Below are 24,020 nucleotides of genomic sequence, written 5' to 3' on the forward strand. Positions count from 1 at the left end.
ACCGACGGCGAACGCCTGGAGATCTTCTGGCACGGCGAGCAGATCGTCGACGTCCCCCCGCGCACCGTCGCCCACGAGGGCCCGGTCTACCAGCGCCCCTATGCCCGCCCCGACTGGCAGGACGCGCTGCAGGCCGACGACGCGGGCAAGCTGCCGCGTCCGGCGGATGGCGAGGAGCTCAAGCGTCAGGTCCTGCAGCTGGTGGGGCACCCCAACCAGGCGTCCAAGGCGTGGATCACCGACCAGTACGACCGTTTCGTGCAGGGCAACACCGTCCTCGCGCAGCCTGAGGACGCGGGCATGGTGCGCATCGATGCCGACACCAATCTGGGTGTGGCGCTGGCCACGGACGGCAACGGCCGCTACGCGAAGCTCGACCCGTACGCGGGTGCGCAGCTGGCGTTGGCGGAGGCGTACCGCAATGTGGCGGCTGCCGGTGCCAAGCCGCTGGCGGTCTCGGACTGCCTGAACTTCGGTTCGCCCGAGGACCCGGCGGTGATGTGGCAGTTCGCCGAGGCCACCCGTGGTCTGGCCGATGCCTGTCAGATCCTGGGCACCCCGGTGACCGGCGGCAACGTCTCCCTCTACAACCAGACGGGCGAGACGGCGATCCACCCCACGCCGGTCGTGGCCGTGCTGGGTGTGATCGATGACGTCACGCGTCGCACGCCGATCGGGTTCGCCGAGGAAGGGCAGCTGATCTACCTGCTCGGGGAGACCCGGGAGGAGTTCGGTGGCTCGGCCTGGTCGCAGGTCGTGCACGAGCATCTGGGTGGTCTGCCGCCGGCGGTGGATCTGGAGCGGGAGCGGCTGCTGGCCGAGATCCTGATCTCCGCCTCCCGCGACGGCATGATCGACGCCGCCCACGACCTGTCCGACGGTGGACTGATCCAGGCGCTGGTCGAGTCGTGCCTGCGTGGCGGGGCAGGTGCCCGGCTCGTCGTGCCCGACGCACTGGATGCGTTCACCTTCCTGTTCTCCGAGTCGGCGGGCCGTGCGGTCGTCGCTGTGCCGCGCAGCGAGGAAGTCCGCTTCACCGACATGTGCACCGTCAGGGGCCTGCCGGCCACCCGCATCGGTGTCGTCGACGGCGAAGAGATCGACCTCCAGGGCGAGTTCAGCATCCCGCTCAGCGAACTGCGCACCGCCCACGAAGGCACCATCCCGGGGCTGATCGCCTGACATGACAGGACGGTGGCTGTGGTCCGTTGCCCGGACCGGCAACGAGGCCACAGCCACCACCACACTCAGGGGATCAGGACTCTTCGTCCCACCACCCGGTACCCGTGCCGGGCGATCCGTCGTACGACGTCGACCAGCAGTGCGCGCTCGACCTCCTTGATGCGCTCGTGGAGCGTGGCCTCGTCGTCCTCGTCATGTATCTGCACCACGCCCTGCGCGATGATCGGGCCGGTGTCCACGCCGTCGTCGACGAGGTGCACCGTGCAGCCGGTCACCCGGACGCCGTGGGCGAGTGCGTCGCGTACGCCGTGGGCGCCGGGGAAGCTGGGCAGCAGGGCGGGGTGCGTGTTGATGACGCGGCCGCCGAACCGGGCGAGGAACGCCTTGCCGACGATCTTCATGAAGCCGGCCGAGACCACCAGGTCCGGTCGGTACGCCGCGGTCGCCTCGGCCAGGGCCTCGTCCCATTCCTCGCGGGTGGCGTGGTCCTTCACCCGGCACACGAAGGTGGGCAGTCCGGCGCGCTGCGCGCGTTCCAGGCCGGTGATGTCCGGCCGGTCGGCACCGACCGCGACGATCTCCGCGCCGAAGCCCGCCGGATCGGCGGCGATCGCGTCGAGGAGGGCCTGGAGGTTCGTGCCGGAGCCCGAGACCAGGACGACGAGGCGGAGGTGCGGTGCCCGTAGCTCGATCACTTCCGCCACTTTCCTCACGCCGGTCAGGTGCGTCGTGTGCGTCTTGTGCGTGGTCGCCTTCGTCATGACAGCGCGTCCACCAGTGCGTCGCCCCGCAGCGTGCGCAGTATCCGGACCTCCCGGCCGCGCCGTTCGCGGGAGAGGAGACCGGCCTGCTCCAGTTGCCGGCAGTGGTACGTCACCGTGCCGGCGGTGCAGTGCAGCAGGTTGGCCAGCTTTCCCATGGTGACGGGCTGGTTGCCGGTCCGGAGGATGTCGGCCCGCAGCTCGCCGAGCATCATGGCGAGCGCATCGGCGGCCGTCTCCGCCCGTGCGGCCTCGCCCTGCAGCAGCGGGGCGAGGCCGGCGATGGGATAGCCGAGGTACATGTGGCCGTGGCGGTCGACGTGGTAGGCGCAGGCGCGGGTGCCGGAGACCAGCGGCATGAGCGTCAGTTTTCGTACCGCGACGCCCTTTTCGATCGGTGCGTGGTCGGGCAGCAGAATGTTTCCGTCGACGAAGGCGATGCGCGGGCTGAGATTCGCGAGGAACGCGCTCATCGTTCCGGTCACCGAGGCCACTCCCGCGCGCTCGATTTCCCGTTCCAGTAAGGGCTTTCCCTGCTGCCATACGGGGGCCACCGCGTCCCATACCTTTCGCGCCAGCCCGGCATATGCATTCAGGAAGTCGACGGGATTGTCCGTGGCCTTGCGCCAGGCCGGCGGCACTTCTCCACCGTATGTGCGCGCCAGGTCGGTGAGGAGTGCGTCCGGCGGCATCTCGGCAATGCGCCGGACCTCCTCGCGCATACTGCTTTCCTTGAGTTCGCCCCGCATCAGGAGGGACTCGGGAATGTGCAGGGAGCCGCCCGCGGTGATCGGGCCCATCACATCCGCCAGATACTCCGGGCAGGCCCTCCGCAGCAGCCTGCGCCGGCTCACCGGTACGCCCTGCGCGACGCCGAGCACATCGGCCAGCAAGGAGATGACAGAGACTCCCGGCAGGAACGCTATCGATACGGGAATGTCGACGTTTGTACCCAGATGAAGTCCGACCACTTGGGTCACTTCTTTTCCCCCGTTCAGAAGAACCACTGGTGAACCACGTTCACGCCTGCGCGCCGGGGTCGGTCGGCCCCGGCGTACAGCAATGCTTCAGTCCTCGTCACGGCACCCCGTCGGCGGTTGCGGCACCGGACCTGGCCTGTAGAAGATCGCGTATGGAATTACCTCTCCGTGCCGTTGCACGGAGAGTCGGCGCGGATCAGGCCGAGAGTATGTGCCTCTGCTCCCCCCGCAGCAGGATTGGCCCTTACCGCACTCAGAGTGAAGAGTGAAAAGTCGGCTCGGGCCGGCCGCGTGATGTCCCCTTCATTTGATTCTGTGACATCAAACGAAGTGTCACCAAACCTTTGAATGACCCCCACTTGGAGCATAGTTCACGCCACGCGCCCCCGGCAACCAGCCAAAGGTAAACTACGGTCGAGTAGTTGAAGCGGATATCTTGCTTATGCTGCACTACAGCGGATTGCCGGGGCGGAATCCGCGTGCCGCGGGAAGCCAAACGGAATCCTTCAATCCCGGTGCCGGTCAGCACCCCACACCCCCATTGTTCCGGCCACCGGCCGCCGTTCGTCGCCCCACGGAGAGCCGAACGTCGCCCGATTCCCTTTCCAAGGACTCCCGGCTGAGGTATCCGGTTGCGCCGAGAAATGGCCATTCCCGCAGCGCATCGGAACACCACTCGCACCCCACCGTCATCTCATGCACCGAGATCACGCATCCCACGTATTGACTGGCTCGGCCGACCACGTGAGAGTGCGACAGGTGCAGAGTGAAACCACTTCGGACCAGGCGGACCAGGCGGGCCTGGCCACGGCAGCGCCCGCGGAGAGCAAGGAGAGCCTGCGGCGCGTCGCCGTGGCCTCGTTCATCGGGACGGCCATCGAGTTCTACGACTTCTACATCTACGGGACGGCCGCCGCGCTCGTCCTCAACCAGGCGTTCTTCCCGACCCTCGACCCGGTGAACGCCACCCTCGCGTCCTTCTCCACCTACGCGGTGGCGTTCGCCGCCCGGCCCCTCGGGTCGGTGATATTCGGCCACTTCGGCGACCGGGTGGGCCGCAAGTCCGTACTGGTCGCCTCGCTGCTGCTGATGGGGCTGTCCACCGCGTTCGTCGGGCTGCTGCCGGGCTACGGCACCTGGGGCGTCTGGGCCCCGCTGCTGCTGATCCTCCTCCGCTTCCTGCAGGGCATCGGGTTGGGCGGCGAGTGGGGCGGCGCCGCGCTGCTGGCCGTCGAGCACGCCCCGCGCGGCCGCCGGGGCCTGTACGCGGCCTTCCCCCAACTCGGCCCCTCGGTCGGCTTCTTCGCGGCGACCGGCGTCTTCTGGCTGCTGTCGTCCGGGCTCGACGACGCGGCGTTCCGCTCGTGGGGCTGGCGAGTGCCGTTCCTGCTGTCCTTCCTCCTGGTCGGCGTCGGGCTGTTCGTCCGGCTGAAGATCAGCGAGACCCCGGTGTTCGCCCGGGTGCTGGACGCCCAGGAAGCCGGCAAGGTCCCGGCGGCCGACGTACTGCGCCGCCATCCGCGCGAACTGCTGCTGGGCGCCGGCGGCATGATCATCGCGTACGGCCTCTTCTACACCGCGACCACCTACTGCCTCTCCTACGCCACCGGCACCCTGGGCATCTCCCGCAACACCATGCTGGGACTGTCCCTCGTCGCCTGCCTGTTCCTCGCGGCCGGCACCTATCTCGCCGCCACCCGCTCGGACGGGGCCGGCCGCCGCAAGCTGGTGCTGCTCGGCAGCGGGGGCGCGGTCGTCTGGGGCCTGGCGCTCTTCCCGCTGCTGGACACCCGGCAGCCGGTGCTGGTCGCGCTCGGCATCGGCGGGGCGCTGTTCTGCATGGGCGTGGTCTACGGCCCGATGGGCGCGTTCCTGCCGGAGCTGTTCGGCACGACGGTGCGCTACTCGGGTGCCTCGCTCGCGTACAACCTCGGCGGCGTGCTGGGCGGCGCGGTGGCCCCGCTGGTCGCCACCCGGCTCCAGTCCTCGTTCGGCTCCGCCTCGGTGGGCTGGTACGTCAGCGCCATGGCGGTGGTCTCGCTGGCGTGCGTGCTGGCGCTGCCGGAGACCCGGGAACGCGACCTGGGCTGAGCGCCGCGGCGGAGGGCCGGCCAGGGTCGGGTGAACTGCTGGCGAACGACGGGGAGTTGCCGGTCAACGCCAGTCACGACTGGAGCCACCAGCGCTCGTTCTCCGCCGACAGCGCCTGCCACAGGAGGTTGAGCGGATGGCCGGGCGGGTGCGAGGCCCGCTCCCCGCGCCGGGTGAAGACGCCGACCAGGACCTCGGTCCGCGGGCCCACGTCCCCGACGATCTCCAGGGTGCGCAGGCCCCCGGCCTCCGGGAGCCGGCCGTCCGCGGCGGCCTCGCCGATGCCCCGGGTGACCAGCATCGCGCCGCTCACCAGGCCCGAACGCAGCAGCTCGAAGCCGTAGTGGGCGGCCTCTATCTCGGCCGCTATGGAGAGCTTCTGGCGGTAGTCGCTGCCGTACCAGGCGGTCAGGAAGCGGCCGATGAGGCCGCGCGTGGAGATCACCAGGGGCAGCCGGTCCAGCTCGTGGGCGGGGAGGGAGGCGCCGGGAAGTCGGTCCGGCGGCAGGTTGGTCAGCAGGGAGAGGCCGCTGCGTCGCCACTCCATGACCTCGTAGGGGGCCAGCAGTTCCGTTTCTTCGCCCTCGGTGACCACCACGCTGCCGCAGACCAGGTCGAGTTCGGTGCTGCGCAGCTTGGTGAAGAGGTCGCCGGTGCGGACGTGGGTGACCTTGAGGTCGACGTTCGCGCGCGCGTAGTCCTCGCCGATCCGTTCCGCGGCGTCGAGCAGGAAGCCGAGGGTGTAGCGGGTGGTGCCGACCGACAGGGTCCGGCCGAGCCGGCGCCGGGCGTCGTGCACGCCCTCGGCCCACTCCCCCAGCGTGCGGCGGGCCAGCCCGACCAGTGCCTCGCCGGTCGCGGTGAACAGGGCGTCCCGGCCGCGCCCTTGTTTGCGCACCAGCTCCTCGCCGCACAGCGCGGCGAAGGTGCGGTTCATCGTGTCCAACTGCTTCTGCACGCTGGACTGTTCGCGGCCCAGCCGGCGGGCGGCGCCCAGCGCGGTGCCCGCCTCGTGGACGACGATCAGCGTGCGCAGCTGGTCCATCGTGGTGTCAAGCAGCTCCGTCGGGTACTGCTGCGGTCCGGACAAGGCCATGCGCCCCTACTCGTACTCGCTTTCCCGTGCCTGGAATTCAGGACTGTGCAGCATAGCCAAGCCCTCAATAACCGCCGGTGCAGGGGTGGTTACGCACCAAGGCCCCGGTGCGCCGCCGAGCGGGCTCCGGGGCCTTCGTGGTCCGGCTGTCTGCTTCCTACCGGTGGGCGGGGAACTCCACCACCTGCTGGTAGGTCGGCCGGTTCTGCCAGCTGATGGTGTCGTGGGTCAGCCCGCCGACCGCGCGGTGGACGATGGCGTCCGCGCACCACTGGTCGCCGGCCTTGCAAGTGGCGTCGCCCGGGTAGACCTGCTCGGCCGTCTTGGCGGTGGCCTGCCGGAGGGTGGTCAGCAGGGTGTCGCGGCAGGCGGACAGGTCTCCGCCGCCGCAGTACCGCTGGGCCAGCGGGCCCTTGACCTGCTCGCCCAGTACGGAGCGCAGGTCCTTGTCCGCGTAACTCCACCAGCCGTACTGGAACGCGGATCCGGCGTGCGCCCCCGTGGGGCCGTGGCCCGCCGACGGTGACTCGTCGATGCCGAGGTCGGAGGTGAGGGCGCCGTACAGGTCGTCGCCGAGGCCGGGCTTGAAGACGCCCTCGATCATCAGCGGCCACCAGGCGTCCATCAGACGGACCGCGTCGGGGTGGGTGTAGGTGTGCGAGCCGGGGCTGGTCTCCCGGCGTTGGGCGCCGTCCTTGCGCCAGGCCGCCAGTTGCTGGACGGCGGTCTTCAGCGCGGGGTCGGTGACCGGCTTGCTGCCCAGTACCCGCAGGAGTTCGGGCAGCACGTCCTCACCGCGCAGGTCGGTGACCGAGGCCTCGGACATCGCGCGGGTGAGGGACGCCCGGGTGACCCCGCCCTCCTGGGTCAGCGCGCGCACCCGGTCGTCCAGCAGGTTGGCGCGGTGCACCGGGCCGTTGCCGAAGCCGGCCGAGTCGTAGTCCTTGGCCTGTTTGTTGTTCCAGGAGATGTAGTAGTCCTGGCCGACCGACTGGGGGTGCTGGGCGGGCGGGGTGTAGTCGCTGGTGTTGGTGGTGGGGTCGTAGCCGCGCCACTCGTAGGCGTCGTCCGCCCTGACCGGCAGGGAGGGGTCGACGTCGGGGTTGCGGACGGGGTTGAGGCCGCTGTTGAAGTACGCGATGTCGCGGGAGTCGGCGTAGAACCAGTTGAAGGCGTAGCCGATGTGCGCCGCGGCCTGCTGGAAGGACCTCGCGTCGTGCACGGCCGAGGGGTCGTTGAACATCTGGAAGCCGATGATCGAGTCGGCCTCGTGGCGGTAGGTGGAGCGCTGCGCGGTGTAGGCGACGGGCTTGCCGCCGATGGTGGCGCGGTGGGTGACCGTGCCGTACTTGGTGCGGAAGACCTGCATCCGGTACGAGCCGGCCGCGGTCGGGTCGGCGACGGTGGGCTTCCAGGAGTTGGTGCGCTCCAGCTTCTCCATCGGGACGCAAGAGCCGCGGTAGCGGTAGGAGGTGGAGTCCTTGGTGGCCGGCGAGCCGTCCTGGTTGCACAGGTCGACGGCGTAGGTGTCGGTGATGTCCTGGCCGGCGGAGGTGGCGCTCCAGGCGTAGTCCTGGCCGCGGCCGAGCTGGATGTACATCCCGACGCCGGCGAAGGAGGCGCCGCGGGCGCTGATGCCGGGGCCCTGGATCTCCTGGAGCATCAGCAGCTGCGGCGCGAAGTACCCGGTCTGCGGGCCGAAGACGGCGACCGGGTGGCCGCTTTCGGTGTGCTTGCCGGAGACCAGCAGGGCGTTGGACATCCCGCGGTGCTGGGTGGGGTCGAAGCTCCCCTTGGGAAGCACCCCGTCCTTGAAGAGGCCCTCCAGCTTCCGGTACTTCTTCGGGGCCTTGACCGGGTCCTGGGGCGCGGTGCCGCCCTTGGCCGTGGCGGCGCCGGTCCGGTCGAAGACCAGGGGTTCGGGGGTGACCGAGCCGCGGTCGGGCAGGGCCGTTCCCTGGGCCTTGTCCGGTTTGACGGCGTAGGGGAAGCTCTGGCCGTCGTGCAGGGTCGTGGCGGCCTCGGGGTCGTTGCGCTCCCGGAAGGACTCCCAGACCTCGGTGCCCTTCTTCATGCCGTACTTCTGCTGGGCGGCGAGCAGCGACAGGGCGTTGGTGACCTCGCCGCCCCCGCCGTTGCCGAAGAGGCCGCCGACGACGGAGGCCAGGGCTATCAGGTCGGTGAGCTTGAAGGGCTGGATCTCCCCGGCGTTGGTGATCGCGTCGATGTGGCCGGTGAGGACGTATTCGCCGGGGAAGTAGCGGCCGTTCTTGGACTGTTCGCGGTAGGCGTTGATGCCGTCGACGTACGCCTGGGCGTCCGCCATGGCCTGCTTGCCGCGCTCCCCGTTGTGGTCCCTGATGTAGTCGACCTGCTCCTGGAGGTCCTTCTCGGTGTACGGCGCCTGCGGCCAGAACTCCTGCTCCAGGCCCTGGTTGGCGGGCGCGCCGCCGGCGAAGGAGGTCAGCTCGCCGCGGCCGATGTGGCGGAAGAGGTCCATCAGCCAGAGCCGGTCCTGACCCGCCGCGTAGCCGGCGCCGAATTCGGTGCCGTAGCGGGTGGTGCCCTTGATGTGCGGCACTCCGGTCTTCTTGTCGCGGGTGATGGTCACGTCGTCGCGGGGCGCGGTGACCTTGCCCACCTGGTCCGCCGGGACGCCGAAGGACGCGTCGTTGAAGAAGTTGGTGAGGGTGTCGTCGGTGAGCGACTGGTAGCCGCCGGCCAGCGCGGCGTACGGGCCGAGCTGGTCGGTGGAGTGCTCGGGGTGGGTGCCGAACAGCTTGTTGCCGAGGATCTCCACCAGGGTGGCGTTGCCGGTGGCGCCGGGCGGCAGGATGTCGGCGCACCGGCCCTGGCAGTAGTCGTGGGTCTCGTCGGCCGCGGTGGCGGCCGCGGTGGGCGATGGTGCCACGAGCGTGGCACCCAAGGCGCACAGGGCTGCCACCGCGGCAGTCCTGAGCCGTCCGGTACGTCGTCGCATTCCTGCTCCTCGATGGGGGTCTCCCGCTGCTCCTCAGGGGCGCGCGGGAGAGAGGGTGGGCGGGACGTTACCGGCGGTTATCCCCGGCCGGAAGATGAACAACCGTCATCTTTTCTTCTTCCCCACAGACCACGGGCGTTGACTGTCCGACACGTCGGAACATCGCTCGCGAAACCGCAAAAAAATTCGAGGGATCCGGCTGGTGATCGGTTACGTCCCATCCCCGTCCAGTCGGGTCCTCCCCGGAGGTGGGATGAAATGGCCGGTTTCAGAGCCCTCGCAGAACAGGTCCGCAATCCACGACTCGTCGCGGCCCAGCGCCGCACCGCCCTGCGCAAGTGCCTTGAGCGGTTCGCCCCTTACGGGCACCGTGCCACCTGGCACCATCTGTGCACCCGGGCCGGTATCGCGACCCAGGACCGCGATCCGGACCCGGAGCGGCTGGTCGCCGCGCTCACCGAGCTGGAGGAGGCCCGAAGCCTCTGGCTCGCGTACGAGGAGGAGTTCGCCGCCCGGCGCCGCAAGGAGAAGCACGACGGCATCCGGCAGGTCGGCGCCCTCGACGACTGGCACCGCCGCACCTGGGGCGGTTGTGACATCGTGCCGTGCGAGTCACCGCACCGGCATCCGGCGGTCCGGCTCGCGGTGGTGCTGCACCGCATGATCGCGGCCATGGAGGCCGGCCGGCCGCGCCACGACTGCCCCGTCTGCGGCTCCACCCGCTTCGCCTGGCTCCCGGAGACCGCGGACGCCCCGGCGCCCGGCCCGGCCTGCCGCCAGTGCGGTGTGCTGGCCCCGGTGTCCGTACTGGCCCCCGAAACGCTGCGGGCCGCCCACCGGACGCACCACGCCGGGACGTTCGCGGCGGCCTGAGCCCGCGTCGCGTACGACCGGAGCCCGTTGCCCGACCCCGTGACCCGATCCCGTTGCCGGAGCCCGTCACCGGAACCCGCTGTCAGACCCTGACGTCGGGCCGTTGTCAGACCCCGGTGGCATGCTGGGAAACATGCTGCAGGTATGTCTCAACGGGCCCCGGACCGCGGCCGATTCGGGAGCGGTGCCGATGTCGCCGGCCGCGCTCGCGGAGGCGGCGCGGCGGGCGGTGGCGGCCGGCGCCGAGAATGTCCATGTCCACCCCAAGACCCCGTGCGGCCGGGATTCGCTCTCGCCGCGCGTGGTGGGCCCCGCCCTGGAGGCCGTCAAGGCGGCGGTGGACGTCCCGGTGGGCGTGACGACCGGCGCCTGGACCGAGCCGGACCCGCCCGCCCCGTCCGACGGGCCCGGAAGCTCCCCCGACCCCCGCGTGGAGCGCATACGGTCGTGGACGGTGCTGCCCGATCACGCCTCGGTGAACTGGCACGAGGAGGGCGCCGAGGCGCTGGCCGCCGCCCTGCTGGAGCGCGGCATCGGTGTGGAGGCCGGCCTCTGGTCGGGCACGCCGGGCCCGGGGCGGTTCCTCCGCTCGCCGCTCGCGCCGCGGGTCCTGCGGGTGCTCGCCGAAGTCACCGACACCGATGCCGGGTCGGCGCCGGGCACCGCCCGCGCGCTGCTCGCCGAGGTGACCGGCGGAGCGCACGGCCGCCCGGTGCTGCTGCACGGCTGGGACGGCGGCGCCTGGCCGGTGCTGCGGCTCGCCGTCGAGCTGGGCCTGGACACACGAATAGGCATCGAGGACACGCTGCTGCTGCCGGACGGCCGTCCGGCCGCCGACAACGCCCAACTGATCGCCGCGGCACGGGCTTTGGGGAGGGCTGTGGCGGGGGCTGCGGAGGGGGTTTTGGAGAGCTGAGGCAGTTCCTCACGGGACCGACGTCGCGAGGGCTGTTCGGACGCCGGCTCAGCACCGCTGGTCGTCGGGCACGCACTCCTGCTCGTCACCCGTGCCGCGCCCGGCGCCCTGCGCGCGGGACCGGCCGGCGTCCTCGCGCGGCCGGCGCCCGTCCGCGCGGGGCCGGCCGTCCTGCGGGTCCTTGGTGGTCCGGTCGACCCGCAACCGGCGTGCGCCCGGCCCCCGTTCACCCAGGTTGTCATAGGGGTTGGACAGCTTGCACCGCTCCAGCGACAGACAGCCGCAGCCGATGCAGTCGGTCAACCGGTCGCGCAGTTCGACGAGTTGGCTGATCCGCTCGTCGAGTTCGGTGCGCCAGACCTGGGAGAGCTTGGCCCAGTCGTCGCGGTTGGGGGTGCGCTCGTCCGGCAGCTCCGCCAGCGCGTCCCGGATCACCGCGAGCGGGATCCCGACCCGCTGCGCCGCCCGGACGAAGGCGACCCGGCGCAGTGCGTCACGGGTGTAGCGCCGCTGGTTGCCGGCCGTCCGGGTGCTGCTGATCAGTCCCTTGGACTCGTAGAAGTGCAGCGCGGAGACCGCGGCACCGCTGCGCGCGGAGAGCTGGCCGACGGTGAGTTCGTGAACCTTGTACGGAAGCTGGGGCACCTTTCCAGCCTACGGGGTGTCTCCTCGCGGCCTGTGATGATCCCGCTCCCGATGATCCGGCTTCCGGTGAGCCGGATTCCGGTGATCCGGATTCCGGTGATCGCGGCCCGGGCGTTGACAGCCGGCGGTCGCACTCCGCATTCTGAGCAAGCGCTTAGTAAGCGCCGGCCGGTGACGACGGCGGCGAACGGATCCCGAGGAGGCAGACGGAGATGGCAGAGCCCCGAGTGTTTGGATCGCTCGACGAACTGCGGGCCGCGGTGGGCGAGGAGCTCGGCCCCAGTGACTGGCTGGAGGTCGACCAGAAGCGGATCGATCTGTTCGCGGACGCCACCGGGGACCACCAGTGGATCCACGTCGACCAGGAGAAGGCGGCGGCCGGCCCGTTCGGCACCACCATCGCGCACGGCTATCTGACGCTGTCGCTGCTGCCCGCCCTCGTCCCGCAGCTGATGCGGGTGGACAACGTGAAGATGGGGATCAACTACGGCACCAACAAGGTCCGCTTCCCCGCCACCGTCCCGGTCGGCTCCCGGCTCCGCGCCACCGCCAAGCTCGCGGAGGTGACCGAGGTGACCGGCGGCGTCCAGCTCACCACGGTCGTGACGATCGAACGCGAGGGCGGCGACAAGCCGGTCTGCGTCGCGGAGTCGGTCAGCCGCTTCTACCTGTAGCCCGTGCGATCAGGTCGTGGATCAGGAGCTCGCCGGACGCGCGGTTTTCGGTGAGGCGGTGCAGGTCGGCGGGGCCGAACCAGTCGTAGGCGGAGTGCTTGGACCACTCCAGGGCCGGCCGGTCCAGATCCCCGTCGACCTCGACGAGGTAATCGGCCTCGTGCCGGAGCCCGCCGCCGTCGTCCCCGGTCCAGGCGGTGACGCCCAGCAGCGTGCGCACCCGGCGAAGGCGCCAGCCGGTCTCCTCCGCCACCTCGCGCGCCAGCGCCTGGAGAAGGGTTTCGCCGGGCTCGACGTGGCCGCCCACGATGTCCCAGGCGCCGGGGAAGAGGCGGCGGTCGGCGCTGCGCTTCTGCGCGAAGGCCTCGCCGCGCCGGTTGAGGATGACCGCGCCGACCGTCCAGAGCTCGCCCCGGGCGGGCACCGGCACCTCGACGCCCGGGTCCACGATGACGGATGACATGGGCGCAGCGTACGGGCGGGAATCCCGCGCCGGCGCCCGTTTCGTCGTTCCGCTCGGCCCTTTCCGCCCTGTCGGCCGGTCCCGCCCTGTCGGCCGCCCCCGCCCCGTCAGCCCTTCTCGCCCCTCAGCCCTTCTCGGCGGGCCGGTACGTCGCCACGTGGACGCCCGTGCCGGTGGTGACCGTCGAGACCAGTTCGAGGGGGCGCCGCCCGCCGTCCGCGGGGAAGACCGTCTTCCCGCCGCCGAGCAGCACCGGCATGATCATGAGCCGGAGTTCATCGACCAGGCCCTCGGTCAGCAGGGTGCGGACGAGCGTCGGGCTGCCCATGACGTGGAGGTCGCCGCCGTCGGCGTCGCGCAGGTCGCGGATCCGGGCGAGGGCCTCGTCACCCGGGATCCGGGTGGTGTTGTTCCAGGTCAGGTCGGCGTCGTCGAGGGTGCCGGTCACCACGTACTTGCGGACGGCGTTCATGTGGTCCGCGAACGGGTCGCCGGCCCGCCCGGGCCAGGCCGCGGCCATGGTCTGCCAGGTGCGGCGGCCGAACAGCAGCGCCTCCGTCGTGGCCACCGCGTCGCTGATGGCGCCGCCCATGACCTCGGGGTCGAAGTACGGGTGCGACCAGCCGCCGTGCGCGAAGCCGCCGTCGGTGTCCTCGTCGGGTCCGCCCGGCGCCTGTACGACGCCGTCCAGGCTCATGAACTCGCTGACCACGATGCGCATGGGGTGCTCTCCTCTTCCTCGCTGCTCTCGCTGCCCGGGGGTTACGGGGGGGGTTACTGGGCGCCCACCATGCGCAGCACGAGGTCGGCGTAGAGGGCGCCGACCTCGTCGGGGGTGCGCGGGCCGTCCACGGAGAACCAGCGGGCGACGTCGACGCAGAGGGACAGCACCGCGAGGGTGGTGCCCGGTACGTCGTCGACGCGGAACTCCCCGCTGTCCGCGCCGTCCTGGATGATCTGCCGCAGCAGCCGGTCGGTGCGGCGGCGCAGCCCGGCGATCTCGGTGTAGTGCTCGGGGCTCAGCGCCTGGAGCTCGTACTGGATGACCCGGGCGGTGGTGTGGTGCTCGGCGTGCCAGCGGGCGAAGGTGCGCACCGCGTCGCGGAGCCGTTCGGTGGCGCCGGCCTCGGCCTCGGCGGCGGCGGTGATGATGCGCAGCGCCTTCTCGTGGCCGATGCCGCTGATGCGGTAGAGCAGCTCTTCCTTGGTCTTGTAGTGGATGTAGAGGGCGGCCGGGCTCATCCCGGCCCGGCCGGCGATGTCGCGGGTGGTGGTGGCGTGGTATCCGCGCTCGGCGAACGCCTCGACGGCGGCGCTGACCAGCCGTCGCGCGGCGTCCGGGGTCACCCCGGCCCACTCCTCGCTCTCCTCAGCAGCCCGCTGTGCCGCCGCACCCATCGCGCACCCCGCTCCTCGATCCGCCAGGGACCTTCCTCTGACGGATCGAACACCATACCTGGCTGGTGAGCAAGCGCTTAGGGGCGTATGGGGCCCCGCCCCGGGGTGCGGCGGCGTACCGGGCGGGTGCTCAGAAGGCCGAGACGCCGGTCAGGGCGCGGCCGATGACCAGCTTCTGTATCTGGCTGGTGCCTTCGTAGAGCGTCATCACCCGGGCGTCCCGGAGCAGTTTGCCGACGGGGTACTCGTCGATGTAGCCGTAGCCGCCGAAGACCTGCAGGGCGTTGTTGGCGGCGCGCACCGCGGCCTCGGAGGCGAACAGTTTGGCCTGGGAGGCGGCGGTGGTGAACGGCTCGCCGCGGTCGATCAGATCGGCGACCCGCCAGGTCAGCAGGCGGGCGGCCTCGACGTCCACCGCGATGTCGCTGATCAGCTCCTGGACCAGCTGGTGCCCGGCGATCGGCTTGCCGAACTGCTCGCGTTGGCCGGCGTAGCCCAGGGCTGCGTCCAGGGCGGCCTGGGCGATGCCGACGCAGCCCGCGGCGACCGACATCCGGCCCTTGGCCAGCGCGGACATCGCGACCGAGAAGCCCTTGCCTTCGGGGCCGAGCATCGCCCCGGCCGGCACCCGGACGCCGTCCAGGACCAGTTCGGCGGTGGCCTGGCCGCGCAGTCCGAGCTTGCCGTGGATCTCGCGGCGTTCCAGACCGGGGGTGTCGGTGGGGACCAGGAAGGCGCTGATGCCGTGGTGTCCGGGGGCGTCGCCGGTGCGGGCGAAGAGCAGCACCACGTCGGCCCAGGTGCCGTTGGTGATGAACGTCTTGGCGCCGTTGATGACGTAGGCGTCGCCGTCCCGGACCGCGCGGGTGGCGAGGTGGGCGGCGTCGGAGCCGGTGCCGGGCTCGGTGAGGCCGAAGCAGCCGACCGCCTCGCCGGAGGTGAGCCGGGGCAGCCACCGGCGCTTCTGGTCCGCGTCACCCCAGGCGGCGAGGGTCTTGGCCACCAGGCCGAGGGAGACCGAGACGATGCCGCGCACGGAGGAGTCGCCGCGGCCCAGTTCCTCGGTGACCAGGACGTAGGAGAGGTGGTCGCCGCCGGAGCCGCCGTACTCCTCGGGGACGGTCAGGCCGAGGAAGCCGAGGTCGCCGAGCGTCTTCACGATGCCGCGGTCGACCTGCTCGGCGCGGTCCCAGGCGGCGGCGTGCGGTGCGACCTCGCGGTCGACGAAGTCCCGGGCGAGCCGCCGGACCGCGGTCTGCTCCGCGCTGAGCTCCAGATTCATCTCGGACCCCTTGTGGACGAGGAGGAGGACATTAAATTAGCACTGCTAGTTTTTTCGGGACAGCCTCTACTATGTGGCCCATGGCCCGACCCCGCAAGCCCCTGCTGAGCCGGGAGCGCATCGTCTCCACGGCGCTCGCGCTGATCGACTCCGAGGGGCTGCCGGCGCTCTCGACCCGGCGTCTCGCCGCCGAGCTGGGGGTCAGCGGCCCGTCCCTCTACAACCACTTCACCACCAAGGACGAGATCCTCGACGCGGTCGCCGACACGGTCATCGCCCAGGTCGACGTCTCGGCCTTCACGGCGGCGGGCGGCGACTGGCGCACCGGGCTGCTCGGCTGGGCGCGTTCCTACCGCGCCGCGCTCGCCGCCCATCCGCAGATCGTGCCGTTCCTCGCGCAGGGCCCCGGCCGCCGCCCGGCCGGGCTGAAGATGGCCGACGCGGCCTTCGGCGGGATGGTCGAGGCGGGCTGGCCGCCCGCACAGGCCACCCGGATCTGCGCGATGGTCCGCTACTTCGTCGCGGGCTCCGCGCTGGGCTCGTTCGCCCGCGGCTTCGTCGACGACCCGAGCGCCTACGACCCGGCCGACTATCCGCACCTGGGCCAGGCGCACCTCCTGGCGGAGCACCAGCGCCAGGTCGACGAGGGCGCCTTCGAGACCGGGCTGCGGGCGCTGGTGGACGGACTGGCCCTGCAGCACCCCGAACGCGTACCGCCGGGTAGCTGACAACGGCTGTAAAGTGCGCACGCCGCTGACGGGCAGGGGCAGCCGGGACATTGCGCGGGAGGCGGTGTGCACGAGTCGGGCACGGCCGTCGGCGGCCCCTTCCGGGCCCCTTACGGACGGTTCGTCGTCGAGGTGCTGCGCGGTCAGGCGCAGGTCGATTTCCTGCCGAGCGCGCTGACCGGTGTGGTGTTCACGGTCGCCCTGTTCGCGGCGGGGTGGGAGTACGGGCTCTACGGGCTGATAGGCACCGCGGTCGGCACCGCCACCGCACGCGGCCTCGGCGTGGACCGGAGCCGGATCACCGCGGGGCTGGAGGGCTTCAACGCCTGCCTGGTGGCGGTCGCCTGCGCGGTCTTCCTCGGCCCCGCCCACCTGTCCACCGCGCTGCTCGCCCTGGCCGGCAGTGCGCTGGTCACCGTCCTCACGAGTGCCGCCGGGCGGGTCCTGGCGGTGTGGGAACTGCCGGCCTTCACCCTGCCGTTCTGCCTGACCGCGAGCGCGCTGACGCTGGCCGCGCCCGGCTTCCGGCGCGTGTGGCACCAGGACGCGGGCCCGGCGGCGCTGCCCGGCCCGGCCGCCGGACCGGTCTCCCTCACCCTCACCGACCTCTGGCACGCGTTCTTCGCCAACGTCGGGCAGATCTTCTTCATGCCGCAGTGGCACGTCGGCCTGATCTTCCTCGCCGGCATCTTCGCCGCGTCCCGCCGGGCCGGGGCGCTGGCCTGCGCCGGCAGCGTGGTCGGGACCGGCACCGCGTGGGCCCTCGGCGCCCCGGCCGAGCAGGTCGCCGAGGGGACCATGGGCTACAACGCGGTGCTGGTCGCGATGGCGCTGTGCGGCGGGTTCCTGGCCGCGGACGGCTGGAGCCTGGCGTACGCGGTGGCCGGTGCGGCCACCGCCACCGCCGTCACCCCGGCGCTGGCCGCCCTCCTCGCCCCGTCCGGCGGCCACACCTTCACCTGGCCGTTCGTGCTGGTCACGCTGGTCTTCCTGGCGGCGGCACCGGCGTTCTCCCGGCTGCGCCGGGTCCCGGCCTGACGCGGGCCACCGGCTCTCAGAAGACCACCAGGGACCGGCCGCCCTTCCCCGCCAGCATCGCGTCGAACGCGGCCGGGATGCCGTCGAGGCCGATGCGGTCGGTGACCAGCTGCGACAGGTCCAGCGCGCCGGAACGGACGTGCCCGGCGATGACCGGCAGATCGCGGGCCGGGTCGCTGTTGCCGTAGACACAGCCGGACAGCGTCCGGCCGAAGTAGAAGAGCTCCAGCGCCGAGAAGGTCACCTGCTGCTCCTGGCCGCCGATGCCGACCACCGTGGTCCGGCCGCCGCGCCGGGTGGCCGACCAGGCCGTGCGGATGGTGTCGGCGCGGCCCACGCACTCCACCGCGGCATCGGTGCCCAACCCGCCGGTGAGCTTGCGGATCCGCCGGGCGGTGTCCTCGCCGGCGATCACGAAGTCGGTGGCGCCCGCGGCCCGGGCCAGTTCCTCCTTCGCCGGGGAGACATCGACCGCGACGATCGACGCGGCACCCGCGATCCGGGCCGCCTGGATCGTGGCGAGCCCCACCCCGCCCACGCCGAAGACCGCCACCGACTCCCCCGCGCGCACCCGGGCGCTGTGGTGGACGGCGCCCCAGCCGGTCAGTACGGCGCAGCCGAGCAGTGCGGCGTCGGCGAGCGGCACCCCGTCCGGCAGCGGCAGCGCGGCCCGGGCGGGCACCACGGTCTCCTCGGCGAACGCGGCGGTGCCGAGGCCCGGGTAGAGCTCGGTGCCGTCGGCGGTGGTGGCGTACGGGGCGTTCGCGGCGAGGCCGGCGTTCACGCACAGCCAGGGCTCGGCGAGCCCGCAGAAGTGGCAGTCGCCGCAGGACGGCGCCCAGTTGAGGACGACCTGGTCGCCCACCGCCACCGAGGTCACGTCGGGGCCCACCGCGGTGACCGTGCCCGCGCCCTCGTGCCCGAGGACGGCCGGCACGGGCTGGCGCAGGGTGCCGTTGGACAGCGAGAGGTCGGAGTGGCAGACCCCGGCCGCGGCGAGCCGGATGCGGACCTGGCCGGGGCCGGGCTCGGGCAGGTCGATCTCGGTGATCGTCAGCGGGGCGTTGACGGCGGGCAGGACGGCGGCGCGGACCACGGGATCTCCTCGGGCCAAGGACGGGGGCGGGGCGGGACAGCCGGGTCGGGGCTGCCGGGGCGGTGCGAGCTCTCAGCGCTCTCAGAGCTGCAGGGACTTGGTCTGAAGGTATTCGGTCAGGCCGTGCCGGCCCAGCTCCCGTCCGACGCCGGACTGCTTGTAGCCGCCGAACGGGGCGAGCGGGTTGAAGCGGCCGCCGTTGATGTCGACCTGGCCGGTCTCCAGCCGGCGGGCGAAGGCGACCGCCTCGGCCTCGTCGCCGGCCCAGACCGCGCCGGCCAGCCCGTAGACGGTGCCGTTGGCGATCCGGGCGGCGTCGTCCTCGTCCTCGTAGGCGAGGATCGACAGCACCGGGCCGAAGATCTCCTCCTGGGCGAGGGTCATCTCCGGTGTGACGTCCGCGAAGACGGTCGGGCGGACGTAGAACCCCGCCTCCAGGGGCGCCTCGGGGCCGCCGGCGACGAGCCGTGCGCCCTCGGCGACGCCCCGCTCGATGTAGCCGCGCACCTGGTCCCGCTGGGCGGCGTTGACCAGCGGGCCGATCTTCTCGCCGGGGACGTACTTGGCTGCCGCGGCGGCCGCCAGCTCGACGGCCTCGTCGTACCGGTCCCGGTGCACCAGCATCCGGGTCCAGGCGCTGCAGGTCTGGCCCGAGTTGGCCATGACGTTGGCGACCCCGACGGCGACCGCCTTGGCGAGGTCGGCGCTGGGGAGGATGACGTTGGCGGACTTGCCGCCGAGCTCCAGCGCCACCCGCTTGACCGCGGCACCGGCCAGTGCGCCGATCTTCCGGCCGACGGCCGTGGAGCCGGTGAAGGAGACCAGGTCGATCCCGTCGTGCGCGGCGAGCGCCTGGCCGGCGACCGGGCCGAGGCCGGTGACGAGGTTGAACACCCCGGCGGGTATCCCGGCCGCGTCCACGCACTCGGCGAACAGCCGGGCCACCAGCGGGGTGTCCTCGGCGGGCTTCAGCACCACCGTGCAGCCCGCCGCGAGCGCCGGCGCCACCTTGGCGACGACCTGGTGCAGCGGGTAGTTCCAGGGCGTGATCGCCCCGACCACGCCGACCGGTTCGTGCAGCACCGTGGAGTTGCCGATCTGCTCCTCGAAGGCGTACGCAGCGGCGAGTTCGGCGTACGAGCCGCAGACCGCGATCGGCGCCCCGGCGTGCACCGCCTTGCTGAAGGCGGGCGGGGCGCCGAGCTCGGCGGTGACGGTGGCGGCGATCTCGTCGGCGCGCGCCACCAGTTGGTCGCGCAGCGCGGCCAGCCGGGCGGCGCGCTCCTGCGGCGGGGTGGCGGCCCAGCCGGGGAGCGCGGCGCGGGCGGCGCGCACCGCGGCGTCCACGTCCTCGGCGGACCCGGCCGGGACGTTCGCGATGACCTGCCCGTCGGCCGGGTTGACGACCTCGATCGTTCCGCGGCCCTCGGCGGGCCGCCAGCTTCCGTCGATGTACATCGCGTCGTGCTGCTCCACGTCGTGGTCCTCCCGCGCCGGCTCCTGGTCACCGCCCAAACTAGCGCCGGTAGTTTTCCGCCGCCAGGGAGGCCGGGGCCACCTCCCCGGTGACGGTCGCCACTCGCCACCCGCCCAGAGGGACCGGCCCGGGTCACGCGCCGGTCGCGGACCTCCGCATCTCCTCGATGACGCTGATGAATCCGGCATTGCCGTGACCGGCGGCGATGGTGCGGTCCGCGAGCCCCTTGACCGCGTCGAGCACCTCGGTGTTGAGCCCGCGGTGCCGGGCCGCCTCCAGGACGTGCGCGATGCCGGTCGCCTCCATGACGATGTTGTCCTGGTCGCCGGAGTACGCCCCGCGCGCCAGGTCCTCGGCCATCCCCGCGGCGAGCGGCGGCAAGATGGTGGCGATGATCCCGGTGAACGGCGCGAAGTCCTTCGCCGCCACGCCCTCGGCGCCCGCCAGCGCGAAGCCGTGCACCAGCCCGGCCATCGCCGAGTAGAAGAAGCCGAGCAGGGAGAGGTCGTAGACCGCCGCCGCACCGTGGTCCTCACCGAGGAACGGGGCCCGGCCGCCCAGCGCCTTGAGCGTCGCCTCGTACGTCTCGAACGCTTCGCGGGCACCGCTGTAGAGGACGGTCGCCTCCGGCTTCCCGATCACCGGGGTCGGCACCATGATCGAACCGTCGAGGTAGTCGATTCCGTGCCCGGCGGCCCAGGTGGCGATGGCCCGGGCCCGCTCGGGGGTGTCGGAGGTGAGGTTGACCAGCACCCGGCCGGCCAGCCGGGCACCGATCGGCTCCAGGACCGCCCGGGCCGCGTCGTCATCCAGCACGCAGACGATCACCAGCGGGGCGGCCGCCACCGCCTCGGCCGCGCTGTCCGCCAACGACGCGCCCTGGGCGACGAGTTCGCCGGCCCGGCCCGGGGTCCGGTTCCAGACGGTCGTGGGGTGCCCGGCCCGCAGAAAGGCGCCGGCCAACGCCCGGCCCATGGCCCCGAGGCCGAGCACGGTGACGGGGGTGCGGGAGTCGTCCGGGGTGTCGACGAGGGTGTCGTCCGGGGCGTGCCGGGGGGTGTGGCCGGTGATGTCGTTCGGGGTGTTCACAGCTGCTCCTCGCAGGCGGCTGCGGGTCCGGCCCGATGCCGGTCCCGCGCTGCACACCACCCTGCCGACCTGCGCTTACGGTTCCCTTCCGGTCTGCTTACGGTCCCTTGGGAGCCGCTTACGGTCCCTCTCGGGCTGCATACGTCCCCTCAGGGCGGCCTTGCGGCCGCCGCCCGCCACCGGCACGCTGCACCCCTCCCCCGTACGCGCCGCCAGTCCCCCGGAGACCAGCAGCAGTCCGCCGAGCAGGACGAACGGCGCGGCGGTGCCGGCGAGTCCGGCGAGCAGCCCGGCACCGGCCGGTGCGGCGACCTGCCCGAGCCGGTTGCCGGTCAGCCGGAGCGCGAGCGCCGTACTGCGGGCCCGGTCCGGCGCGGCCTGCACGACGGTGGTCATGGACAGCGGCTGGCCGACACCCAGGCAGAAACCGAGCCCGGTCAGCATCCCGGCCAGCGCCCCGACCGGTACCGGCAGCACCAGCGCCCCGCACACCACCCCGGCCAGCACACAACTGCCGGCCATCAGCGCGGTACGCCCCAGCCACCGGATCATCGGCGTCATCACCAGCCGGCAGGCCACGGTGGCCGCGGCCCGCAGGCTGAGCAGCAGGCCGATGACGCCGGGCGCGATCCCGCGGTCCTCACCGATCACCGGCAGGTACGCGGTGAGGATGTCGGTCGCGGACAGCACGGCCAGGCTCATGAAGATCCCGGCCGGCACGCCCCGGGTACGCAGGATGGCACGCACCGCAACGGGCGGCCCGGCAGTGTCGCTCGCCCGGGCGCCGCCCGCCACGGGCCGCCCGCGCTGTTCGAGCCGCCAGAGGGAGGCGTAGGAGAACGCGGCGACCGCCCCGGACACCAGCAGCGCGGTGGCACTCGTCGACGCCATCCGCCCGCCGTGCTCCGAGATCAGCGCACCGGCCGCCGCCGGGCCGATCAACTGGCCGAGGGAGGCCCCGATGGTGAAGTGCCCGAAGTTGCGGTCCCGTTCGTCCGGGGCGCTGCGGCGGGCGACGATCGACTGGGCGCCGATGACGAAGCACAGGTGGCCCAGCCCCATCACCCCGCTCCACGCGGCCATCGCGGGCAGACTGCCGGCCAGGCCGCTCAGCGCACAGCCGCCGCTGATCAGGGCCACCCCGGCGACCAGCAGCGGGGCGCACCGGCCGTGATCGGTACGGCGGCCGAGCGGCACCGCGACCAGCAGCGGCAACAGTGCGTAGACGCCGGTGATCACGCCGACGGCACTCTCGTCCGCGCCCAGGGCGAGGGCCCGGTAGGAGACCGCCGGCCTGGCCATGCTCACCGCTCCCTGTGCGAAGGAGAAGGTGATGACCAGTCGCAGCAGCCAGCTCCTGCCGGGCCTCGCGGGTTCGTTCGCCGTCATCTGTGCGTGCGCGGCCCTCTAGAGGATGCCGAAGAGCAGTCCGGCCCCCAGGACGACCAGGGACGTCAGGGCCGCCCACTTGACGGTGAACCTGGTGTGATCGCCGAACTCGACCTTCGCCATGCCGACGAGGACGTAGACGGCGGGGACCAGCGGGCTGGACATGTGCAGCGCCTGCCCGACGAGGGAGGCCCGGGCGATCTCCACCGGCGCGACACCGTGCGCGGCACCGGCCTCGGCGAGGATCGGCACGATGCCGAAGTAGAAGCCGTCGTTGGACATGAAGTACGTCAGCGGGATGCTGAGGACACCGGTGACCAGGCCCATGTGCGGGCCGAGCGCGTCCGGGATGCCGGAGACCAGCCAACGGGCCATGTGCTCGACCATGCCGGTGCCGGTGAGCACCCCGGTGAAGACGGCGGCGGCGAAGACCATGCCCGCGACGTTGAGCACATTCTCGGCGTGCGCCGCGACCCGGGCCTTCTGGTCCTTCATGTGCGGGAAGTTGACGGTCAGCGCGAGCGCGGCACCGAACAGGAAGAGCACCGGGATCGGCAGCGTCTGCAGGATCAGCAGGGTGAGCAGCGCGACGGTGAGCGCGGCGTTGAACCAGTAGAGCTTGGGCCGCAGGGTCGCCCGGTGCGGGTCCAGGACCTGGAGTTCGTCGACGTCGCCGTCGCCACCGCCGTCGCCACCGCCGTCCCCGGCGCCCGCTCCGGCGTCGGTGCCCGCGCCCCCGGAACCGCCACCGGTCCCGCGCGCAGCGTCCGCCGCCCCGCCCTTGCCGCCGGCGCCCGCGCCCGCTCCGACCAGCACCTGCTCGGTCTCCTTCTCCTCGACGGTCTCGTCGACCACCCGGGCCTCCCCGAGCGTCAGCACACCGAGCCGCTTGCGCTCGCGCCGGCCGAGGACGTACGCGAGGGCGAAGACCGCGACCAGCCCGACGGCCAGGGCCGGGATCATCGGCACGAAGATGTCACCGGCGTCCAGCTTGAGCGCGGTGGCGGCACGGGCGGTCGGACCGCCCCACGGGAGGGTGTTCATCACGCCGTTGGCGGTGGCGGCGACGCCGGTCATGACGACCAGGCTCATCTTCAGCCGCTTGTAGAGCGGGTAGAGCGCCGAAACGGTGATCATGAAGGTGGTGGAGCCGTCACCGTCCAGCGAGACGATCGCGGCGAGCAGCGCGGTACCGACCACGACCCGCACCGGGTCCGCCTTGCAGAACCGGAGGATGCCGCGGACGACCGGGTCGAAGAGCCCGACGTCGATCATCACTCCGAAGTAGATGATCGCGAACATCAGCATCGCGGCCGTGGGGGCCAGGTCACCGATGCCCTTGAGGACGTAATCGCCCAGGTGCGCGCCCTGTCCGACCAGGACGCAGAACAGCGCGGGAATCAGCACGAGCGCTGCCATCGGTGACATCTTCTTCATCATGATCAGCACCAGGAACACGCCGATCATGACGAATCCGAGGATCGTCAGCATTTGGGGTACCTCACGTTCGCCCTTGAACATCTGCCGGGGGTGGCGGTCCAGGAACGTTAGGACCCGCAAACTTTTGTTAACAAGACCTTGACACCCGAGCAATAAGCGCAAAACTGCAGGTCATCCCACGTAGTTGTCTGCGGCGCCGCGGGGCGTCCCGCCGTTGCGCTTTGCGGCGCCCCGCACGTACCCGTCTGATCCGCCGCGGGGCTTCTCACCGTTGCGCGCATTGCGGCGCCCCGCACGTAGCTGGCCGTCCCGCCGCGGGGCTTCTCTCCGTTGCGCGCATTGCGGCGCCCCGCACGTAGCTGGCCGTCCCGCCGCGGGGCTTCTCTCCGTTGCGCGCATTGCGGCGCCCCGCACGTAGCTGG

21 protein-coding genes are annotated in these 24,020 nt (G+C 72.0%); 7 read left to right on the forward strand and 14 right to left on the reverse strand.

Annotation, left to right across the window (positions count from 1 at the left end):
- The coding region (locus AB0E02_RS37675; RefSeq protein WP_362148766.1) for an AIR synthase related protein at positions 1–1,182 on the forward strand (1,182 nt) is incomplete at its 5' end.
- A gap of 65 nt (positions 1,183–1,247) precedes the next feature.
- Here the strand turns inward: AB0E02_RS37675 and purN are convergent.
- Entirely contained in the window at positions 1,248–1,943 is a 696-nt protein-coding gene (gene purN, locus AB0E02_RS37680; protein WP_362148769.1) for a phosphoribosylglycinamide formyltransferase, read from the reverse strand.
- Positions 1,940–2,914 carry a helix-turn-helix domain-containing protein gene (locus AB0E02_RS37685; RefSeq protein WP_362148772.1) on the reverse strand — a complete coding sequence of 325 codons (975 nt, stop codon included), beginning with the start codon at positions 2,912–2,914 and terminating at the stop codon, positions 1,940–1,942. Before AB0E02_RS37685 ends, purN begins: the two co-directional genes overlap by 4 nt.
- Before the next feature lie 810 nt (positions 2,915–3,724).
- Here AB0E02_RS37685 and AB0E02_RS37690 point away from each other — a divergent pair.
- Positions 3,725–5,014: an MFS transporter gene (locus AB0E02_RS37690; RefSeq protein ID WP_362148818.1), complete on the forward strand. Its 1,290-nt coding sequence runs from the start codon at positions 3,725–3,727 to the stop codon at positions 5,012–5,014.
- A 73-nt stretch (positions 5,015–5,087) separates the two neighbouring features.
- Here the strand turns inward: AB0E02_RS37690 and AB0E02_RS37695 are convergent, their stop codons facing one another.
- A complete protein-coding gene (locus tag AB0E02_RS37695) occupies positions 5,088–6,110 on the reverse strand; it encodes a LysR family transcriptional regulator (protein WP_362148775.1) in 1,023 nt (340 codons plus the stop codon).
- A 157-nt stretch (positions 6,111–6,267) separates the two neighbouring features.
- A complete protein-coding gene (locus tag AB0E02_RS37700; protein WP_362148779.1) occupies positions 6,268–9,090 on the reverse strand; it encodes a penicillin acylase family protein in 2,823 nt (940 codons plus the stop codon).
- Between the two features lie 258 nt (positions 9,091–9,348).
- Between AB0E02_RS37700 and AB0E02_RS37705 the strand changes: the two genes are divergently transcribed.
- Together AB0E02_RS37705 and AB0E02_RS37710 are read left to right on the forward strand one after the other, a co-directional pair.
- Entirely contained in the window at positions 9,349–9,963 is a 615-nt protein-coding gene (locus AB0E02_RS37705) for a hypothetical protein (protein WP_362148782.1), read from the forward strand.
- Between the two features lie 133 nt (positions 9,964–10,096).
- Complete coding sequence (locus tag AB0E02_RS37710; RefSeq protein ID WP_362148785.1) at positions 10,097–10,879, forward strand: 3-keto-5-aminohexanoate cleavage protein; 783 nt, start codon at positions 10,097–10,099, stop codon at positions 10,877–10,879.
- A 48-nt stretch (positions 10,880–10,927) separates the two neighbouring features.
- Here AB0E02_RS37710 and soxR read toward each other — a convergent pair whose 3' ends face one another.
- The gene (soxR, locus tag AB0E02_RS37715) at positions 10,928–11,524 is read right to left on the reverse strand and encodes a redox-sensitive transcriptional activator SoxR (protein ID WP_362148788.1); all 597 of its coding nucleotides are present in this window, start codon (positions 11,522–11,524) and stop codon (positions 10,928–10,930) included.
- Between the two features lie 212 nt (positions 11,525–11,736).
- On the opposite strand from soxR, the gene AB0E02_RS37720 reads away from it, so the two are divergent.
- On the forward strand, positions 11,737–12,198 hold the full coding sequence (locus AB0E02_RS37720) for a MaoC family dehydratase (RefSeq protein ID WP_030814872.1): 462 nt from the start codon (positions 11,737–11,739) through the stop codon (positions 12,196–12,198).
- Here AB0E02_RS37720 and AB0E02_RS37725 read toward each other — a convergent pair.
- From AB0E02_RS37725 to AB0E02_RS37740, 4 genes are all read right to left on the reverse strand, one after another.
- Complete coding sequence (locus AB0E02_RS37725; protein WP_362148791.1) at positions 12,179–12,661, reverse strand: NUDIX domain-containing protein; 483 nt, start codon at positions 12,659–12,661, stop codon at positions 12,179–12,181. The genes AB0E02_RS37720 and AB0E02_RS37725 overlap by 20 nt on opposite strands.
- Positions 12,662–12,785: 124 nt before the next feature.
- On the reverse strand, positions 12,786–13,382 hold the full coding sequence (locus AB0E02_RS37730) for a dihydrofolate reductase family protein (RefSeq protein WP_362148794.1): 597 nt from the start codon (positions 13,380–13,382) through the stop codon (positions 12,786–12,788).
- A gap of 53 nt (positions 13,383–13,435) precedes the next feature.
- Positions 13,436–14,059 (reverse strand): TetR/AcrR family transcriptional regulator, encoded by a 624-nt coding sequence (locus AB0E02_RS37735; protein WP_362148797.1) that lies wholly within the window; start codon positions 14,057–14,059, stop codon positions 13,436–13,438.
- 130 nt (positions 14,060–14,189) lie between these two features.
- On the reverse strand, positions 14,190–15,341 hold the full coding sequence (locus AB0E02_RS37740) for an acyl-CoA dehydrogenase family protein (protein WP_362148800.1): 1,152 nt from the start codon (positions 15,339–15,341) through the stop codon (positions 14,190–14,192).
- 80 nt (positions 15,342–15,421) lie between these two features.
- On the opposite strand from AB0E02_RS37740, the gene AB0E02_RS37745 reads away from it, so the two are divergent.
- Together AB0E02_RS37745 and AB0E02_RS37750 are read left to right on the forward strand one after the other, a co-directional pair.
- A complete protein-coding gene (locus tag AB0E02_RS37745) occupies positions 15,422–16,069 on the forward strand; it encodes a TetR/AcrR family transcriptional regulator C-terminal domain-containing protein (RefSeq protein ID WP_030416398.1) in 648 nt (215 codons plus the stop codon).
- Positions 16,070–16,135: 66 nt separating this feature from the next.
- Positions 16,136–17,107 (forward strand): urea transporter, encoded by a 972-nt coding sequence (locus tag AB0E02_RS37750; protein ID WP_362148804.1) that lies wholly within the window; start codon positions 16,136–16,138, stop codon positions 17,105–17,107.
- Positions 17,108–17,123: 16 nt separating this feature from the next.
- On the opposite strand, the gene AB0E02_RS37755 is transcribed toward AB0E02_RS37750, so the two are convergent.
- The 5 genes from AB0E02_RS37755 to AB0E02_RS37775 form a co-directional block, all read right to left on the reverse strand.
- A complete protein-coding gene (locus tag AB0E02_RS37755) occupies positions 17,124–18,203 on the reverse strand; it encodes a Zn-dependent alcohol dehydrogenase (protein WP_362148807.1) in 1,080 nt (359 codons plus the stop codon).
- An 81-nt stretch (positions 18,204–18,284) separates the two neighbouring features.
- Positions 18,285–19,679, reverse strand: coding sequence for an aldehyde dehydrogenase family protein (locus AB0E02_RS37760; protein ID WP_362148810.1), 1,395 nt, complete (start codon positions 19,677–19,679; stop codon positions 18,285–18,287).
- A gap of 133 nt (positions 19,680–19,812) precedes the next feature.
- The gene (locus tag AB0E02_RS37765) at positions 19,813–20,673 is read right to left on the reverse strand and encodes an NAD(P)-binding domain-containing protein (RefSeq protein ID WP_362148821.1); all 861 of its coding nucleotides are present in this window, start codon (positions 20,671–20,673) and stop codon (positions 19,813–19,815) included.
- Between the two features lie 171 nt (positions 20,674–20,844).
- Entirely contained in the window at positions 20,845–22,158 is a 1,314-nt protein-coding gene (locus AB0E02_RS37770; protein ID WP_362148813.1) for an MFS transporter, read from the reverse strand.
- Between the two features lie 18 nt (positions 22,159–22,176).
- A complete protein-coding gene (locus tag AB0E02_RS37775) occupies positions 22,177–23,649 on the reverse strand; it encodes a citrate:proton symporter (protein WP_362148815.1) in 1,473 nt (490 codons plus the stop codon).
- Positions 23,650–24,020 lie beyond the last annotated feature (371 nt).

The organism is Streptomyces sp. NPDC048196 (assembly GCF_040652715.1).
Classification (GTDB): domain Bacteria; phylum Actinomycetota; class Actinomycetes; order Streptomycetales; family Streptomycetaceae; genus Streptomyces; species Streptomyces siderophoricus.

What these genes read in the sequence shown, in the direction of transcription:
- purN (WP_362148769.1), bottom strand. Translation starts at nt 1,943, where the DNA reads ATGACGAAGGCGACCACGCACAAGACGCACACGACGCACCTGACCGGC.
- AB0E02_RS37740 (WP_362148800.1), bottom strand. Translation starts at nt 15,341, where the DNA reads ATGAATCTGGAGCTCAGCGCGGAGCAGACCGCGGTCCGGCGGCTCGCC.
- AB0E02_RS37730 (WP_362148794.1), bottom strand. Translation starts at nt 13,382, where the DNA reads ATGCGCATCGTGGTCAGCGAGTTCATGAGCCTGGACGGCGTCGTACAG.
- AB0E02_RS37705 (WP_362148782.1), top strand. Translation starts at nt 9,349, where the DNA reads ATGGCCGGTTTCAGAGCCCTCGCAGAACAGGTCCGCAATCCACGACTC.
- AB0E02_RS37725 (WP_362148791.1), bottom strand. Translation starts at nt 12,661, where the DNA reads ATGTCATCCGTCATCGTGGACCCGGGCGTCGAGGTGCCGGTGCCCGCC.
- AB0E02_RS37770 (WP_362148813.1), bottom strand. Translation starts at nt 22,158, where the DNA reads ATGACGGCGAACGAACCCGCGAGGCCCGGCAGGAGCTGGCTGCTGCGA.
- AB0E02_RS37710 (WP_362148785.1), top strand. Translation starts at nt 10,097, where the DNA reads ATGCTGCAGGTATGTCTCAACGGGCCCCGGACCGCGGCCGATTCGGGA.
- AB0E02_RS37745 (WP_030416398.1), top strand. Translation starts at nt 15,422, where the DNA reads ATGGCCCGACCCCGCAAGCCCCTGCTGAGCCGGGAGCGCATCGTCTCC.
- AB0E02_RS37735 (WP_362148797.1), bottom strand. Translation starts at nt 14,059, where the DNA reads ATGGGTGCGGCGGCACAGCGGGCTGCTGAGGAGAGCGAGGAGTGGGCC.
- AB0E02_RS37720 (WP_030814872.1), top strand. Translation starts at nt 11,737, where the DNA reads ATGGCAGAGCCCCGAGTGTTTGGATCGCTCGACGAACTGCGGGCCGCG.
- AB0E02_RS37700 (WP_362148779.1), bottom strand. Translation starts at nt 9,090, where the DNA reads ATGCGACGACGTACCGGACGGCTCAGGACTGCCGCGGTGGCAGCCCTG.
- AB0E02_RS37695 (WP_362148775.1), bottom strand. Translation starts at nt 6,110, where the DNA reads ATGGCCTTGTCCGGACCGCAGCAGTACCCGACGGAGCTGCTTGACACC.
- AB0E02_RS37775 (WP_362148815.1), bottom strand. Translation starts at nt 23,649, where the DNA reads ATGCTGACGATCCTCGGATTCGTCATGATCGGCGTGTTCCTGGTGCTG.